This is a genomic window from Maribacter sp. X9 (genome assembly GCF_048537565.1).
Lineage (GTDB): Bacteria > Bacteroidota > Bacteroidia > Flavobacteriales > Flavobacteriaceae > Maribacter.
In genome coordinates this window covers 2,465,174-2,482,522 of the sequence record NZ_CP183215.1, presented here as the reverse complement: position 1 = coordinate 2,482,522, position 17,349 = coordinate 2,465,174, and the positions used below count along the sequence as shown (strand labels likewise).

Sequence of the window (17,349 nt, the reverse complement as noted above, 5' to 3'; positions counted from 1 at the left end):
ATTTGAACCCGGGTTTTTCGTTTATTTTCAAATGTGAGGTACTATTATTCTCCCATTGCCGAAGCAACGGCCGCAGAAAGTCTTTTGTAGGTGCCGTTCTCCAATCGTTCACGAATAGCAGAAAAAGCTTCTAATGTCTCCTCAATATCCTGTAGAGTATGTGTAGCGGTAGGAATCATTCGCAACAGAATCAATCCTTTAGGTATCACCGGGTAAACTACAATGGAACAGAAAATACCGTGATTTTCACGCAAATCTTTCACTAAAGCCATCGCTTCTGGAATACTACCGTTTAGATAAACTGGTGTTACACAACTTGTGGTAGTTCCTATATCAAAACCATTTTCCTTTAGTCCATTTTGCAAGGCATTTACATTCTCCCAAAGTTTCGCTTTTAGTTCTGGTTGAGTCCTTAGCATATCCAAACGTTTCAAGGCTCCTTTCACATAAATCATAGGTAGTGATTTAGCGAACATCTGAGAACGAAGGTTATATTTCAAGTAATCTATAATCTCTTTGTCAGCCGCTAAAAAAGCTCCAATACCGGCCATTGATTTAGCAAAGGTTGCAAAATATACATCAATATCATCTTGCACACCTTGCTCCTCACCCGCTCCGGCACCCGTTTTACCCAAGGTTCCAAAGCCGTGCGCATCATCGACCAACAAACGGAAATTATATTTTTTCTTTAAGGCTACTATCTCCTTTAATTTTCCTTGTTCTCCACGCATTCCAAAAACACCCTCAGAAATCACAAGAATACCTCCTCCTGTAGTTTCGGCCATTTTTGTAGCACGATCTAAGTTTTTCTCAAGACTATCGATATCATTATGTTTGAACGTAAAACGCTTACCCATATGAAGACGCACACCATCGATGATACAAGCATGGGCATCAACATCGTAAACAATGATATCATCCTTTGATACAAGGGCATCAATGGCAGACATAATTCCTTGATATCCGAAGTTTAAAAGATAAGCCGATTGCTTATTGACAAATGCCGCCAACTCCTGCTCCAATTGCTCATGAAATTCGGTATGACCGCTCATCATCCTAGCTCCCATAGGATAAGCTGCCCCAAACTCGGCAGCAGCTTCGGCATCTACCTTTTTAATTTCAGGACGATTCGCCAATCCTAAATAATCATTGATACTCCAAGTAATAACATCTTTACCTTGAAATTTCATTCTATTGGAAATAGGGCCATCCAATTTAGGAAATACAAAATACCCTTCGGCCTGCGAAGCCCATTTTCCTAACGGGCCTTTGTTCTCTATAATTCTGTCAAATAAGTCTCTCATTGCTTAATTCGGTTCTGTCTGCAAAAGTAAATAAATTTGATTAGGATACATAAATTATTTATTACGCAAAAAAGTGGGCTATAAACCCACTTTTTAAAGAATTATTTTCAATAATTTATTTGATATATTGAATCTCTTGTGTTTCTTCAACGGTAACTGTATTCAAGAAACCTTGATCTTCCATCCATTGATCACTGTAAATCTTACTCATATAGCGAGAGCCATGATCAGGAAAAATAGCAACCACATTACTATTGTCATCAAAGGTGTTTAATTCGTCCAACTGTTTGATGGCTTGCATGACCGCACCACTTGTGTAACCTACGAACATACCTTCTGTTTTGGAAATTTCCCTAGCGGTATGCGCACTTTCTGCATCGGTAACTTTAATGAACTCATCTATTATTTTAAAATCTGTAGCACCGGGGATTAAATTTTTACCTAATCCTTCGATCCTGTAAGGATAAATTTCACTGGTATCCAGCTTTCCTGTTTCGTGATATTTCTTCAATACAGAACCAAAAGCATCAACCCCTATAATCTTAATATTCGGGTTCTGTTCCTTTAGGTAACGAGCCGTACCAGAGATAGTACCTCCCGTTCCACTACAGGCAACTAAGTGAGTAATTTGACCTCCAGTTTGCTCCCAAATCTCAGGACCTGTAGATTGGTAGTGGGCATCCATATTCAGTTTATTGAAATACTGATTGATGTAGATGGAACCCTTTGTTTCCTTATGCAATCTTTTCGCAACCTCATAATAGGACCTTGGATCGTCGGCACTAACGTGAGCAGGACATACATACACCTTTGCTCCCATTGAGCGCAGCATATCTATTTTATCCTTCGATGATTTTGAACTTACCGCAAGTATGCACTCATACCCCTTAACAATACTAGCCATTGCAATACTAAAACCCGTATTACCGGAAGTAGTTTCAATAATGGTACTGCCTTCAGTAAGTAAACCTGCTTTTTCAGCCTGTTCAATAATGTGGATTGCAATTCTATCTTTGGAAGAGTGGCCGGGGTTAAAAGCCTCTACCTTGGCATAAAAATTACCGGTAAGGCCTTTAGCAACTCTATTTAATTTCACTAGTGGTGTATTACCCACAAGTTCCAGAATATTATTATAAGCCCTGATCTCATTTTTCATAAGGGGGATCAATGTTTAGTTGTTACTAAAAACGAAATTTGTTAAAATTTCCGAAGCAAATTTACTATTTTTTTTCAACTAAGCCGTTATTCCTTCTAAATCTAATAGAAATGCATATTCCATGGCCACTTCGCGTAACGCCTCAAACCTACCCGAAGCACCACCATGACCTGCTTCCATATTCGTATGGAAGAGCAAAATACAATCATTTGTTTTTAACTCACGTAACTTGGCAACCCATTTGGCAGGTTCAAAATATTGAACTTGAGAGTCATGTAGACCTGTAGTCACTAACATATTGGGATACTTTTGGGCAATAACATTATCATAGGGAGAATAAGATTTCATATATTCATAAAATTCCTTTTCATTAGGGTTTCCCCACTCGTCGTATTCACCCGTTGTCAAAGGAATAGAATCATCTAACATCGTTGTTACCACGTCAACAAAAGGCACTGCGGCCAAAACGCCATTGTAAAGCTCAGGTGCCAAATTAACGATAACCCCCATCAGTAAACCGCCTGCGGAACCTCCCATAGCGTACAAGTGCGCTGCACTGGTCATTTTTTGGTCAATCAAAAATTTGGAACAGTCTATAAAATCTGTAAATGTATTCTTCTTCTGTAGCAATTTACCGGTTTCATACCATCTTCTACCAAGGTATTCCCCTCCGCGTATATGCGCAATGGCATAAACAAATCCGCGGTCCAACAGGCTTAAACGCACCGTTGAAAAATAGGGATCTATGGTCGAACCGTATGAACCATAGGCGTATTGTAAAATCGGGGTGTTTTCGTTCAGCACCGTATCTTTTCTATATACCAAAGACATAGGGACCTTTTCGCCATCGCTGGCAGTCGCCCATAACCTAAGTTCTTTATAATTGTCCTTATCAAAAAGGCCCCCAAGTACTTCTTGCTCTTTTTTAATGTCCTTTTCCTTGGTTCGCATGTTAAAGTCAATGACCGAACTAGGCGTTGACATAGAGTTGTAGGAATAGCGTAGTATTTCCGTATCAAAATCCGGATTGCTTCCTACATAGGCCGTATAGGTCTCAATGTGAAATGGTAAAAAATACTCTTCAGTTCCATCCCAACGGATAATCCTTATTTTATTGAGGCCGTTCTCACGCTCAGAAAGAACGTAATATTCTTTAAAAATATCGATATCCTCTAGTAGAACTTCTTCACGATGTGGAATAAACTCTTCCCATTTATCTGAAGTGGTCTGCCCCTCAAGGGTCCTCATCAATTTGAAGTTTTCGGCTTTGTCCTTGTTCGTTAAAATGTAGAAGTGATCCTCATAATGAAAAATGGTATACTCCAAGCCGCGGGTTCTAGGAGTGAATATTTGAAAGTTACCATCTGGCGTATCTGTCGGTAAAATTTGGAATTCTGAAGTCAAGGTACTGAAAGAGCCTATTACCAAATATTTTTTTGATTTGGTCCTATAAATAAAAGTACTGAACGTGTCATCCTTTTCATGAAACACGAGTTCATCTTCTGAAGTTGGAGTACCTAGCCTGTGCTTATAAATTTTATCGGAACGTAGGGTAACCGGATCTTTTTTAGTGTAGAACAAGGTTTTGTTATCATTGGCCCAAACACCTCCCCCCGTCGTATTCTCGATTTTATCCTCTAATATTATTCCCGTTTCTAGATTCTTTATTTGCATAGTATACTGTCTTCGGGAAACTGTATCCACACCAAAGGCAGCCAAGGTATTATCTGGACTTATCGCTATGCCGCCAATACTAAAATAATCATGCCCCTGGGCCATTTCGTTACCGTTAAACAATATTTCTTCTGGCGCATCCAAGGTTTCCTTAAACCTTGAATATATTGGGTACTCCCCTCCAATTTCATAACGTGTACTGTACCAATATCCATTTTGTTTATAAGGCACTGAAGAGTCATCCTCTTTAATTCTGCCCTTCATTTCCTGAAACAAACTTTCTTGAAACCCCTTGGTATGTAAAGTCAGTTTATCATAGTATTCGTTTTCAGCCTTCAAGTAAGCGATGACCTCTTCATTCTCCTTTTCATTGAGCCAGTAATAATTGTCTAACCTAACATCTCCATGAATTACAAGTTCTTTGGGAATTTTCTTTGCTTGGGGAGGTACGGCATGCTTCATATTAATGTACTGTATTTAATAATCGGCAAAAATAAGACTAATTCATTGAAGCCGTTTTAGATTCATTAAAAACAAAAAAAATGTATTCGTTTTTAGTATTTTTACACACTAAATTTAAAAGCTAAGCTATGTTCGGAGATATGATGGGAATGATGGGTAAACTAAAAGAAACCCAACAGAAAGTTGAAGCAACAAAAAAAAGATTGGATACCGTAACCTTGGAAGAGAAGTCAGGTGACGACTTATTATCAGTAACCATAACCGCCAATAGAGAAATCAAGAAAATAGCCATTGATGACAGTCTCTTGGCCGATAAAGAGCAGTTGGAGGATTATCTGATACTAACCTTGAACAAGGCCATACAACAAGCCACCAATGTCAATGAGGCCGAACTAGCGGCCGTTGCCAAGGAAGGAATGCCGAATATTCCAGGAATGGACTCCCTTTTTAAATAGAGATACCATAATTTTTTTCTCTATCGAATTCCCTATCTTTAGAGGAAAGATTACTGCTATGATCGAATTTAAAAAAAACGAGGATAATACTTACCATTTCTGCGTAAAATCCAATACCGGCAAAACACTCTTGAAAAGTGTGCCCTTTCCCAGTGAGGATTCAATGAAGTCATCTTTGAAAGCTCTCAAGCAAAATGAAGGAATCAACAGCAAATTGTTTGAGCGAAAAACCAATACGGAGGGCAAATTTCTAGTAGCTCTAAAAAATACAAGTGGAGAAATTATTGGCTCAAGTGGTCTTTATTCCTCCGAAGCAGGTATGGAAAATGGAATATTGAACATATCAAACAGTTTATTCTCTGATTTACAATCAGATTAAAACTTGGCCAATTGCGCTAAAAGTTCTTCATGCATCGCATCGGTATAATCTAAATGGGTCACCATCCTTAATTTGCCCTGCCCCATGCCAATGATCAATATATCTTTCTCCAACAAATTGGTTACAAAATCAGCACTCGTCATAAAGGACTCGTCAATTTCAAAAATGATGATATTCGTTTCAATAGGCTCCACTTTTTTGATAAACGGTTTCGCCGCCAAAGCCTTTCCTATTTCTATAGCTTTTTTATGATCTTCGGATAATCGTTCGACATGATGGTCGATGGCATAAATACCAGCCGCGGCCAAAAATCCTGATTGACGCATTCCACCCCCGAATAATTTTCGAATACGTATGGCTTTATGCATATGCTCCTTAGTTCCTAATAATAACGACCCTATTGGGCAGCCCAACCCTTTACTCAAACATACGCTGATCGTGTCGAACAATTGACCATACTGTAAGGGAGTTTCGTTCTTTTTCACCAATGCGTTCCACAAACGTGCACCATCTAAATGAAAACCCAATTGATGTGCATCACAGACAGCCCTTATTTTTTTAAGTTCCCCAAAATCCCAACAAGTTCCCCCTCCTTTGTTGGCCGTATTTTCAACGCAGACCAAAGTAGTAAGCGGACTATGATAAAAATCGGGAGGGTTTACAACCGCTTCCACTTGGGCGGCAGTCATCGTTCCTCTAGTGCCATCAACCAATCTACAGGAAACACCACTATTAAAACTGACGCCACCACCCTCATAATTATAAATATGGGCATATTTGTCACATATCAATTGCTCAGCGGGTTGAGTATGAAGTTTTATGGCGGTTTGGTTCGTCATGGTACCACTCGGGAAAAATAAAGCAGCCTCCATACCAAAAAGTTTGGCTGCTTTTTCCTCCAGAGCATTCACGGTAGGGTCCTCTTTAAAAACATCATCTCCTACTACTGCAGACATCATGGCATCTAACATACCAGCAGTTGGTTTTGTTACCGTATCACTTATTAAGTTTATTTGCATTTGAAATCGTTATGATTTAATTAGTGAAAACAATCCATACCTATGGGAGAACCATCCGGAATCTTTGGAGATGGAATTACTTCGAATAAATCGGGATGTTCGTTAAAATCCTTTATTCTTCTAACCATTTCAGCTTTCAATGGATCTGATGATTGGCCTCCGGACATGGCCAAGACTAATTTATTCAGTTCACTATTGGCAATTGCATTTACTTGAGGGGCCACATCGGTATGCGAAGCTAAATTCATAATATGGAACAAAACCCTAAAATTGATGGTATTCTGTGCCTCATTTAAGTAGGAATCACTCTGCTTTTTATTAATGGTATTGGCTATTATCTCGCCCAATACCTCTTCCAATCCCAAATTTTTAGGGTCAATGGCTTTTTGCTGGATAAGTCTTGATGCCCGCTCTGGGTGCAACAAGAATGTCAACGTCATGTCCGATGCTGTTTCCACGGCGGACAATGCATCGAATGTAAGTCCCGTTTTTCCATCTATGGATTCCCTTGTTCTCGGAAAGCCGAATGCCCTTGGTGGAAACAATTTCAGTTTTTCTTGTGGAATTGCAATTTCACTCGCATCCAAAGTTTTCAAAATGCTCTTCAACGCGTCTTCTTGCATTTTTTTATCGGCTACTTCAACGACCAATTCACCATCTCCTTTAACGGCATAATTGTATTCCAGTCCTCCAATCACTTTTGCGACCGCTTCAGCCTGATATCTGTGAAAAAAGTACAAAGGCACGAATACATCTTCCAAAACCGAATACGACTCTCCGGTTTTAATATTATCTACTGAAAAATTAGCTATGGCCCTTTTACGAATTTTCAGCATTTCATTCAATTCATCGCTTACACTGGCACCATTATCCCATAAATGGGCCAAAACATGGGCACTACCTTGTGGCCTGGCATCTTTATCGGTAATAAAACGCAATCCCTTCGCATAGGAATCATCCAAGATTTTATTCAAAGCCTGCTTTTCATCAGTTCCTTTAGGAAACGATTCATACGAATACGCAACAGAGACTTTGTCCCATTCTCCAATACCAGTTTCATAAGCTTTTGAAAAATCAATTTCACCATTCTTCATTGAAAATTGAGGATGAGGATAATCCATCACAGAAGATTTCCCCTTTGTACTAGCGGCATAATTATGGGCAAAACCAAGGGTATGCCCTATTTCATGGGCAGAAAGTTGGCGTATACGCGCTATAGCCATCTCCAACATCGGCTGGTAATTATCATCGCGTTCGGCAAAAGGTTTGTCCATTAACGCTTGTGCGATCAAATAGTCCTGACGAATCCTAAGGCTTCCCAAACTTACATGCCCCTTCATAATTTCACCAGTTCTGGGATCTGTGATACTACTACCGTAACTCCATCCTCTTGTCGATCTGTGCACCCACTGTATTACATTATAACGAACATCTAACGGATCTGCATCATCGGGCAGTATTTTAACCTGAAATGCATCTTTGTACCCTATCGCCTCAAAAGCCTGGTTCCACCATCTTCCACCTTCTAAAAGTGCCGAACGAACAGGCTCTGGGGTACCATTGTCCAGATAGTAAACAATAGGCTCTACAGCCTCACTTACGCCTGCTGATGGATTTTTCTTCTCTAACCGATGTCTTCTAATAAATTGTTTGAGAATCGGTAGTTCTACAGGAGCTGCATAATCATAGTAACTAAAAGGATATGATCCCGAACGAGGATCAAATTCGCGTTTCTCAAAGTTATCATCTGGCAATTCTATAAAAGAATGATGCTCTGCAACTGTTACCAGCCCCGGGTTAGGGGCTACACTTCGAATATAGCCCCCTTTAGGATCTCCTTTAAAAGTTAAGGTCGCATCAAACTCAATATTTTTTGGAAATGCTTTTGTGCGATCTAAAGCGAACGCGCTTTTAGATTTATCCAATGTATATGATCCCTGATCAGCACGCTTCAACCGTTCAGCTACCCCATGGGCATCCTGCATTAAAAATTCGGTGATATCAATAATATAGGTTCCGTTTTTTTCTTCCTCAATAGGGAAACCGAACAAAATTGATTTGGCAAAAGCCTGTTCAACAGACTTACGCTCCAAGTCATTATCTGTGATGGCCCTATACTTCAAATTGGGCTGTACTAACATTAATTTGTTTCCGGCTTTTTTAAAATATACAACTTGTTCATCGCCTAATTGACCACGGTCCAGTCCGATGTCATTGCTTCCAATACCACTGCTTAAGGAATATACATACAGAAATTCTTTGTTTAGCGTATTTACTTCTAGATAAATCTTGTCATTATCCTCATCGTAGTAAAAATCAAAAAGGCCTTCATATTTAACGAAATCCTTCTTTTTATCACTGAACTGTGCAAATAGATTTTGTGTACATAACAATGCCAAACCTATAAATAGCAAAAAATATTTTTTCATTCTCCTTTAGTTTTGCCTAAAAGTATAGAAAATCCTAGTAATGCTAATTACAACTACGGATCAAAAGAATAAAAACAAAACTTGTTAAAAAATCTACCTAATTTTTAATAAAAAGCGATTATTACTGCAGATAAATGCCAAAATGGTATTTGTTAATTGCGTTTAATCATGTACCTTTTAAGAAAACAATTTCTATGGCGAACATTGAAAATCAAATATTTTCTTCCTATCAAAGAAATCCTGAATTATATGATGAAATTTATGATAGCGAAGGAAAGGTTAAGGAGATTTATCAAAAATTATTTAATATTTATGGGGAACATTCGATTAGTGATTATGTAAATCTCAACGCGAAGGCAAAATCCTCTTTTTTTAATCAAGGAATCACTTTTCAGGTATACGGAGATAAGGATGTCCAAGAAAAAATTTTTCCGTTCGATTTGTTTCCCCGGATCATAGATCCTGAAGAATGGGATATTATAGAAAGGGGTTCAATACAACGAAGCAAAGCCTTGAACCTTTTTTTATGGGACATCTACCACGATAAAAAAATACTAAAGGATAAAATTGTTCCTATAGATTTAATTACTTCTTCCGCCAACTATTTAGACCAAATGAACGGGGTTAACCCTCCGGGAGGAATTTACAATCATATATCCGGTACCGATGTCATTAAGCATAGCGATGGCAAGTACTATGTTCTGGAGGACAACATTAGATGTCCGTCGGGAGTAAGTTATGTCATATGCAACCGAACAGCCCTTAAAAAAGCACTTTTCGGCGTATTCAACCACTATCAAACCCATACGGTTACGAATTATGCCGAAAACCTATTGGAGCTTCTTGAATCAGTAAAACCAAAAGGGGTCGACATTCCCAATTGCGTAGTAATAACCCCCGGCATGTATAATTCTGCGTTTTACGAACATTCTTATTTAGCAAAAACGATGGGCGTTGAATTGGTGGAGGGTCGCGATCTTTTTGTAGAAAACGATTTCGTTTATATGAAAACGATTAAAGGTCCCGAAAAAGTTGATGTGATCTACAGAAGAATAGACGACCAGTTCATTGACCCATTAGAATTCAGACCTGATTCTGCATTGGGGGTTCCCGGTCTCTTCGCTGCCTATAAAAAAGGCAATGTGACCCTTGCGAACGCACCCGGAACCGGTGTCGCCGACGACAAGGCGGTATATACCTATATGCCCGAGATTATCAAATACTATTTGAACGAAGAACCCATTTTAAATAATGTACACACTTACCATTGCAGTAGACCGGACGAATTAAAATATGTTCTTGAACATATTCATGAATTGGTGATCAAACCGGTTGATGAAGCAGGTGGTTATGGAATTTCTATTGGTAATAAATTAACAAAGGAAGAAATAGAGCGGGTAAAAGCTGAAATTAAGGAAAGTCCAAGAAAATATGTAGCACAACCTATAATGTCACTTTCCGTACACCCAACCTATATTGATGAAACCGAATCTTTCGAACAACGACATGTTGATTTGAGAACCTTTACCGTTTTAGGTAAAGATAAAGAGTTCGTACTAAAAGGGGGTCTTACCCGTGTTGCACTCAAAAGAGGAAATTTAATCGTAAACTCGTCTCAAGGGGGCGGTTCCAAAGATACTTGGGTACTAAAAAAATAAAAAGATATATATGTTAGCAAGAGTAGCCAATAACTTATTTTGGATGGGACGTTACATAGAACGTTCAGAACACATAGCGCGTTATTTAAACGTAAATTACTTTTCATCATTAGATGCGCCGAATTTAAAATCACAGGATAGACAATTCGTATTACGCTCCATGTTGTTCATGGTTGGGGACCCGGAAGAGGATGAAAGTAAAGTACTTAGTGAAAATGAAGTTCTGTATAAAATTGGTCTAGATCCAGGATATCAATTTTCAATTTTAAATAATGTAAAGTTTGCACGTGAAAATGCCAATAGCGCACGTGATTTGATTTCAACCGAACTTTATGAGGCCATAAACAAGTTCTACCATTTTGTTTTAAATTATCCAAAACACGTTTTCGTCAAAAACGGTCTTCATGATTTCACGACCAATGTTGCCGAAATGACCGCAATATTGAGAGGGAAAATTAGAGGAACATTATTGCATGATTCAACCTATGCTATAATTTTAATGGGGGTCAATATTGAAAGGGCTACCCAAATCACGAGAATGATCAATGCCAAATACAATGATGCCTTAATGGCACAAGGGAGTTATGGAGATAAATTCAGTAAAAGCTTTGAATGGACTACTTTACTGAAATGTGCAGAATCTTATGATATGATGCGAAGGTTCTATAAAAAAACCCCGACGAGTATCTCCACCTTAGAATTTTTAATTCTTAATCCTAATTGCCCTAGATCTGTAATGAATTCGTTAAATCAAGTATACGACCACGTTAAGATTCTTAATCCCGAAAGGTCTTACAATAAAGAATCCACCGCTTTTTTGATTGGTAGGGTACGTTCTGAATATGAATACAAATATATTGAAGAGATAGAAGAAGATATTAAATCGTTCATCGAGAATATCCTTAAGAGCCTTGTGCAGATAAGTAACAAAGTTGACGAAGAGTTTTTCAGCTATTGAGCAAATTAAATAATAAAGTACCTTTGGTCATTATGCCAGAAGAATACGAAATTACCTATACGGCCGTCAATAGTTATGAGAATTGGGTGCATGATGCCTATTGGCAGTTTTTAATCATCCCCATGGAGAACGAAAGTCAACATGACGTGGAAATTGAATTTTCCAACTCCTTAAATACCCATACAGAATATTCTATAAATGGATATGGTTTCAAGACCATAAGGGTTCATCCTAGAAAAAAGTTCAAGGAAATTTCTTTTGAGGCTAATTTTAAGTTTAAAAAAGAAAAAGTGGACCCCTATAATTTCGCCTTAGATTTAGATAACACCTTCGGATATCAAAAATTGGAAGAGCTAGAATTCAGAATTAATTTCGAACAATTTTTAAAATTCACTTCGTTTACGCGGTTACCCAAATTAGATGAGCGGTTATTCTCTTTCGATACCTCGGTTTCTATTTTTGAAAATCTAAAGGCACTTAATCATTGGACCTACGAACATATCCTTTTTAAATCAGGAGTAACCGAAGTGGGCACTTTACTTCAGGATATTCTTTTCAATAAGCAAGGCGTATGTCAAGATTTCTCACATCTATTTTGCGCCTTGGCCAGAGAAAATGGTATTCCTACCCGGTATGTCTCCGGATATCTTAATCAAAACACTGGTTTTTTCGGTGATTCGCAGATGCATGCTTGGGCAGAAGCCTACATTCCCCAAATTGGATGGAAAGGTTTTGACCCCACAAATGATATTCTGGCCAACACCAGCCACATAAAGGTTTGTCATGGTAAAGATTATAATGATTGCTCACCGTTAAGAGGCGTTATTTATTCACAAGGAAAAAATAAAACGTCACATGCGGTCAAGGTGCAAAGTCAGCAATAGTATTTAAAAGTTATAGGCTTCCATTCTTTAAAAGAGTGTTATTTTTACCCAAAATAGAATGATTATGAACATAAGTACAGACCACTACAAAGGTCTTATAGATCGCCTTGGTGCGTTAAGGAGGTATCTTTGACATCGATGCGAAATTAATAGAAATAGAGAACGAACAAGAAAAGACCTTAGCTCCTGATTTTTGGGACAATCCGCAAGAGGCTCAAAGTCATATGAGATTTATCCAGTCTAAAAAACAATGGGTAGACGATTATAATGAAGCTAGTGCACTTATTGCCGACCTAGAAATTTTATTAGAATTCCAAGAAGAAGGTGAAATTACCGCTGAGGAAGTAGAACGCCAATATGAAAAGGCAGTGAATACCATTGAAAAAATGGAATTCAAGAATATGCTATCCGAAGAAGGTGACGAATTACCCGCTGTACTTCAAATTACTGCGGGGGCCGGGGGTACAGAAAGTTGCGATTGGGCCGCAATGCTCATGCGCATGTATATGATGTGGGCTGAAAAGAACCGCTATAAAATCAAGGAGCTCAATTACCAAGAGGGAGACGTAGCAGGCATCAAAACCGTCACTCTAGAAATTGACGGTGAATTTGCTTTTGGTTGGTTGAAAGGTGAGAACGGGGTACACAGGTTGGTGCGTATTTCACCATTTGACAGTAATGCGAAGCGGCATACTTCGTTTGTTTCCGTTTATGTATATCCCTTAGTGGATGACAGTATAGAAATAGATATCAACCCTGCAGATATTACCATAACAACGGCGCGTTCAAGTGGTGCCGGTGGTCAGAATGTGAACAAGGTAGAAACCAAGGTTCAACTGGTTCACCATCCTACGGGTATTCAAATATCATGTTCAGATAGCAGAAGTCAGCATGACAACAGGGCTACAGCCATGAAAATGTTGAAATCGCAACTGTACGAAATTGAACTTCGAAAGAAGATGGAGGCCCGTCAAGAAATCGAATCTTCAAAAATGAAAATCGAATGGGGTTCTCAGATTCGAAATTATGTGATGCATCCTTACAAGTTGGTCAAGGATGTCAGAACTGGTGAAGAAACGGGAAATGTTGATGCCGTGATGGATGGGGATTTAGATCGTTTCTTGAAAGCCTTCTTAATGATGATGGGCCAAAAAGAAGAAGACTAATCTTTCATTACAATCGATTATAATAATGGACAGTATCATAAAAATATATCACAATCCTAGATGCAGAAAATCACGGGAAGGACTTGATATTCTAGAGAAATCTGGCAAGGAATTTGAAGTGATAAAATATCTTGAAGATGTACCCTCAAAAGACGAACTTAAAACGATTGTCACGTATTTAGGAATAGATCCGATTAATTTAGTCCGTAAGAATGAAATTATTTGGAAGGAAAAGTTTAGGGATAAGTATTTAACCGACGAAGAGATTTTTGACGCAATGATTACTTATCCTAAACTCATAGAAAGGCCCATTGTAGTTAAAGACGATCAAGCCGTTATAGGTAGACCTGCATCCAAAATAACCTCCCTTATTGAATAATATGTTTAACCAAAGTACTAGATAAGTAAACCTATTAACAAAGTATTAACCATTCAAGGTTAAACCAAAGTCTAATTTTATAATCAAAGCTCATGAAAAAAGTAGTTAAATCAGGTAGCATTAAATTTTTGATCCTACTGTCAATTCTATTTACAAGTTCTGAAATCTATGCCCAATATGGCTATGGAGGCGGTGGTTACGGTTATGGACGTGGTGGTTACGGTTACGGTAGACAACGAAGTACTATTCCACAAGCGCAAGAAACACCCAAAGAACCAGAGCCAAAAACTGCGGAACAACTCGTTGATGGAGAAATGCCCTCTCTTACCGAAGCTTTAGATTTGAATGATTTTGAACAGGCCGTGCTAAGTTCAGTACTTAAAAAATATGTTCAAGAGCGAATAGAAGCTCAAATATTAAAATTACCTCCAGAAAAAATGAGGGAGGTGTATGAAAATATTACAAAAAGACAAGATGAAGAGCTAAAAGCCGGTTTACCACTTGAAAAGTATGAGGCTTTTGTTGCGCTGCAAAAAGAAGGGGTTGCAAAGACACTCAAAAAGAAGAAAAAAGAAAAACGAAAGAAAACTAAAAACTAATTTTAATGAAGAAACTTTTCCCTTTACTCCTAATTCTAGCATTACAACCCATATTTAGTCAAAGACCGGAAGGAGGAGTCCGGGGACAAGGTCCGATTGAAATTACAGGAAAAGTTCTTGAGCAAGGAACGGATGTTCCATTAGAATATGCCACCCTAGTACTACAAAGTGTAAGTGATCCAAATAAAATTAGTGGTGGTATCACTGATATTGATGGTAATTTTAGTGTAGAAGCCGAGCCTGGATCCTACAATGTAAGCATTGAGTATATCGGTTATAAAACCATAAAAAGACCTAATCAATCTCTTACGAAAAATACCGATTTAGGCACCATAAGACTTTCTTTAGATGTCGCACAACTAGATGCTGTTGAAGTAGTTGGTGAAAAAACAACCGTTGAAGTAAGACTCGACAAAAAAATATATAATGTTGGCAAGGACCTTACCACCAGTGGCGCCAATATAAGTGATGCCCTAAACAATATTCCATCAGTAACCGTTGATGTAGACGGAGCCATCGCCTTACGTGGCAATGATAATGTACGTATTCTTATTAATGGTAAGCCATCCGCTTTGGCCGGTTTCGGCTCTACAGATGCTTTGCGGCAGCTGCCTGCTGATGCTATTGAAAAAATCGAAGTTATAACCAGCCCATCGGCTAGATATGATGCTGAAGGAACAGGAGGTATTATTAACATTGTACTTAAAAAGGAAAAAACTTTAGGTTTCAACGGTACGATCAATACTACAGTTGGTTATCCCATATCTAGTTCCATTACAGCAAATCTTAACTTACGAACAGATAAATTCAATATTTTCAATACCATTGGGTATTTCTACCGTGGTGCTCCCGGTAATGGTTATTTCGACAATAAATATTTTGATACAAATCCCGATAATTTTGATCGAATTATCGAAGATAGGGACATTCAAAGAAAAGATAAGGGCTATAATGTGAATTTGGGCATTGAGTATTTCCTTACAGACAAATCATCCCTTACTGGTAGTGTTTTCGGCAGGTTTAGTGACGAACAAGATATTACAGAGAACAATACGACCCGCTTTAATAAATCCATCATCGATAGTAGAACGTTACGCAGAGAAGAAGAAAATCAAGATGATAAGAGCTACCAAGTCTCTCTTAACTATACCAATAATATTAATGAAAGTGGTCAAAAACTAACGGCAGACTTCCAATATTCCTATGATAAGGAAATACAGCCCACAACGATTAGAGAGAATTACACATTTCCTAATGAAGAATTTGTTGATGCTCAGAACATCTATGAAACCCAATTACAAAATGAATTTTTAATTCAATCCGATTATGTATTGCCTATCGGAGATGCCCAATTTGAGGCAGGTTATCGTGGTAATTTTGAAGAAAATTCCAATGATTACCAATTAGATCAATTCAATACAGAAAGTGGTCAATTTGAAACTAATTTGGGGCTTACCAACATTTTTACTTACAATCAAAACGTAAATGCACTTTACACACAGTACGGTGATAAATTAGGAAAATTTTCTTACTTGCTAGGACTAAGGCTAGAAAGTACACAACTTAAAGGAAATGTTGATGCATCGGTCGACCTTACTGAACTTCAAGAAATATTGGGAAGTGAAATCGACCTTAATTTTGACAAGAAGTATTTAGGCTTATTCCCAACCTTAAATTTAATCTATGAACTGAGTGAAAAGGAAAATTTCAGTCTTGGTTATAATAGAAGAATAAACAGACCAAGGGGATTTTTCATAAATCCTTTTCCTTCCAGATCTAGCCGAACCAATATTTTTCAAGGAAATCCCGATTTAGATCCAGCCTATGCCAACGCCTATGATTTAGGATACTTAAAACGTTGGGATGTACTTACTTTAACCTCATCGATATATTTCCAAAAAGAGACGAGTTCCTTCGAACGCATCCAAGAAGACACGGGGCAAGTTACTTCCGATGGTATTAATATTATTAGGACCTTACCTGTAAATTTATCGACCAATAAACGAATAGGTGCCGAACTCGGACTTCTTTACAGTCCTGAAAAATGGCTGAGATTGAATGGAAGTTTTAACTTCTTCCAATTCCAGACAGACGGGTTTTTCAACGGAATAGATTATGGTGTTACCAATACGAGTTGGTTCTCACGATTCAGTTCAAAAATAACATTACCAGGAAAAATAGATTGGCAGACAAACGGATTTTACAGAGGCCCATCACAAAATTCACAAACCAAGAGTAAAGGTATATTTTCGTTAGACTTAGCCTTCAGTAAAGATGTGTTTAAGGATAACGGTACCATCTCTTTTAACGTAAGTGATCTTTTGAACTCAAGAAAGCGAAGATCTTTTACCGACAGTATGAATGGTATTAATGATGATTCATATTTTACCTCAGACAGTGAATTTCAATGGAGGCAAAGACAATTCACACTAGGATTCATTTACAGAATTAACGAGAAAAAACAGCCGCAGAGAGGAAGACAAAACAATAATAATGGTGGGGACGATGAAGAATTCTAATCCCAATATAGTGTATAAAAAAAGGAGCCAAAATGGCTCCTTTTTTATTTATGAATCAAGTAATGCCTTTTTCTTGGCACGTCTTTCTTTTAAAAGTTCTGTAATATTACCCACTAACCAATAAGGCACAACGAACATCAACAAAAACATCATCAGCCAAAAACCAATGGTCAAAATGGTCAAAAAAGCTAAAAATCCTAAATACTGGTCAAATTCGAACATATCATTTATTTAATACTACAAAGATACCATAATCAAATTATTTTTTGCAAACGATATTTAAAATTAATTTCAGTAATCATTATAAT

At 37.9% G+C, this 17,349-nt stretch carries 15 protein-coding genes; 9 read left to right on the top strand and 6 right to left on the bottom strand.

Annotated features, from left to right (window positions below):
- Positions 1-44: 44 nt before the first annotated feature.
- From ACNR9Q_RS10545 to ACNR9Q_RS10535, 3 genes are all read right to left on the bottom strand, one after another.
- Positions 45-1,304 (bottom strand): aminotransferase class I/II-fold pyridoxal phosphate-dependent enzyme, encoded by a 1,260-nt coding sequence (locus tag ACNR9Q_RS10545; RefSeq protein WP_419211179.1) that lies wholly within the window; start codon positions 1,302-1,304, stop codon positions 45-47.
- 115 nt (positions 1,305-1,419) lie between these two features.
- Positions 1,420-2,460: a PLP-dependent cysteine synthase family protein gene (locus tag ACNR9Q_RS10540; RefSeq protein ID WP_419211178.1), complete on the bottom strand. Its 1,041-nt coding sequence runs from the start codon at positions 2,458-2,460 to the stop codon at positions 1,420-1,422.
- 78 nt (positions 2,461-2,538) lie between these two features.
- Positions 2,539-4,596, bottom strand: coding sequence for a S9 family peptidase (locus tag ACNR9Q_RS10535; RefSeq protein ID WP_419211177.1), 2,058 nt, complete (start codon positions 4,594-4,596; stop codon positions 2,539-2,541).
- Between the two features lie 128 nt (positions 4,597-4,724).
- On the opposite strand from ACNR9Q_RS10535, the gene ACNR9Q_RS10530 reads away from it, so the two are divergent.
- Together ACNR9Q_RS10530 and ACNR9Q_RS10525 are read left to right on the top strand one after the other, a co-directional pair.
- Positions 4,725-5,051 (top strand): YbaB/EbfC family nucleoid-associated protein, encoded by a 327-nt coding sequence (locus ACNR9Q_RS10530; RefSeq protein ID WP_419211176.1) that lies wholly within the window; start codon positions 4,725-4,727, stop codon positions 5,049-5,051.
- A gap of 58 nt (positions 5,052-5,109) precedes the next feature.
- Positions 5,110-5,430, top strand: a complete 321-nt coding sequence (locus ACNR9Q_RS10525) for a YegP family protein (protein WP_419211175.1) — start codon at positions 5,110-5,112, stop codon at positions 5,428-5,430.
- Here ACNR9Q_RS10525 and ACNR9Q_RS10520 read toward each other — a convergent pair.
- Together ACNR9Q_RS10520 and ACNR9Q_RS10515 are read right to left on the bottom strand one after the other, a co-directional pair.
- Entirely contained in the window at positions 5,427-6,449 is a 1,023-nt protein-coding gene (locus ACNR9Q_RS10520) for a threonine aldolase family protein (protein WP_419211174.1), read from the bottom strand. The genes ACNR9Q_RS10525 and ACNR9Q_RS10520 overlap by 4 nt on opposite strands.
- 20 nt (positions 6,450-6,469) lie before the next feature.
- Positions 6,470-8,878, bottom strand: coding sequence for a zinc-dependent metalloprotease (locus tag ACNR9Q_RS10515; RefSeq protein ID WP_419211173.1), 2,409 nt, complete (start codon positions 8,876-8,878; stop codon positions 6,470-6,472).
- A 194-nt stretch (positions 8,879-9,072) separates the two neighbouring features.
- Between ACNR9Q_RS10515 and ACNR9Q_RS10510 the strand changes: the two genes are divergently transcribed.
- The 7 genes from ACNR9Q_RS10510 to ACNR9Q_RS10480 all read left to right on the top strand — a co-directional run bounded on the left by ACNR9Q_RS10510 (position 9,073) and on the right by ACNR9Q_RS10480 (position 17,041).
- A complete protein-coding gene (locus ACNR9Q_RS10510; protein WP_419211172.1) occupies positions 9,073-10,536 on the top strand; it encodes a circularly permuted type 2 ATP-grasp protein in 1,464 nt (487 codons plus the stop codon).
- Positions 10,537-10,546: 10 nt separating this feature from the next.
- Entirely contained in the window at positions 10,547-11,494 is a 948-nt protein-coding gene (locus tag ACNR9Q_RS10505; protein ID WP_419211171.1) for an alpha-E domain-containing protein, read from the top strand.
- The gene (locus ACNR9Q_RS10500) at positions 11,491-12,378 is read left to right on the top strand and encodes a transglutaminase-like domain-containing protein (protein WP_419211170.1); all 888 of its coding nucleotides are present in this window, start codon (positions 11,491-11,493) and stop codon (positions 12,376-12,378) included. Before ACNR9Q_RS10505 ends, ACNR9Q_RS10500 begins: the two co-directional genes overlap by 4 nt.
- A gap of 64 nt (positions 12,379-12,442) precedes the next feature.
- Positions 12,443-13,544, top strand: a protein-coding gene (gene prfB / locus ACNR9Q_RS10495; protein ID WP_419211169.1) for a peptide chain release factor 2 whose coding sequence is annotated in 2 segments (ribosomal slippage) — positions 12,443-12,508 and positions 12,510-13,544 — 1,101 coding nt in all. Because the reading frame shifts where the segments join, the coding sequence is not laid out codon by codon here.
- Between the two features lie 34 nt (positions 13,545-13,578).
- Entirely contained in the window at positions 13,579-13,923 is a 345-nt protein-coding gene (arsC, locus tag ACNR9Q_RS10490; protein ID WP_419214271.1) for an arsenate reductase (glutaredoxin), read from the top strand.
- A gap of 92 nt (positions 13,924-14,015) precedes the next feature.
- Positions 14,016-14,522, top strand: coding sequence for a hypothetical protein (locus ACNR9Q_RS10485; protein WP_419211168.1), 507 nt, complete (start codon positions 14,016-14,018; stop codon positions 14,520-14,522).
- A 5-nt stretch (positions 14,523-14,527) separates the two neighbouring features.
- Positions 14,528-17,041, top strand: a complete 2,514-nt coding sequence (locus ACNR9Q_RS10480) for a TonB-dependent receptor domain-containing protein (protein WP_419211167.1) — start codon at positions 14,528-14,530, stop codon at positions 17,039-17,041.
- A 48-nt stretch (positions 17,042-17,089) separates the two neighbouring features.
- On the opposite strand, the gene ACNR9Q_RS10475 is transcribed toward ACNR9Q_RS10480, so the two are convergent.
- Positions 17,090-17,263 carry a hypothetical protein gene (locus ACNR9Q_RS10475; protein WP_419211166.1) on the bottom strand — a complete coding sequence of 58 codons (174 nt, stop codon included), beginning with the start codon at positions 17,261-17,263 and terminating at the stop codon, positions 17,090-17,092.
- Positions 17,264-17,349 lie beyond the last annotated feature (86 nt).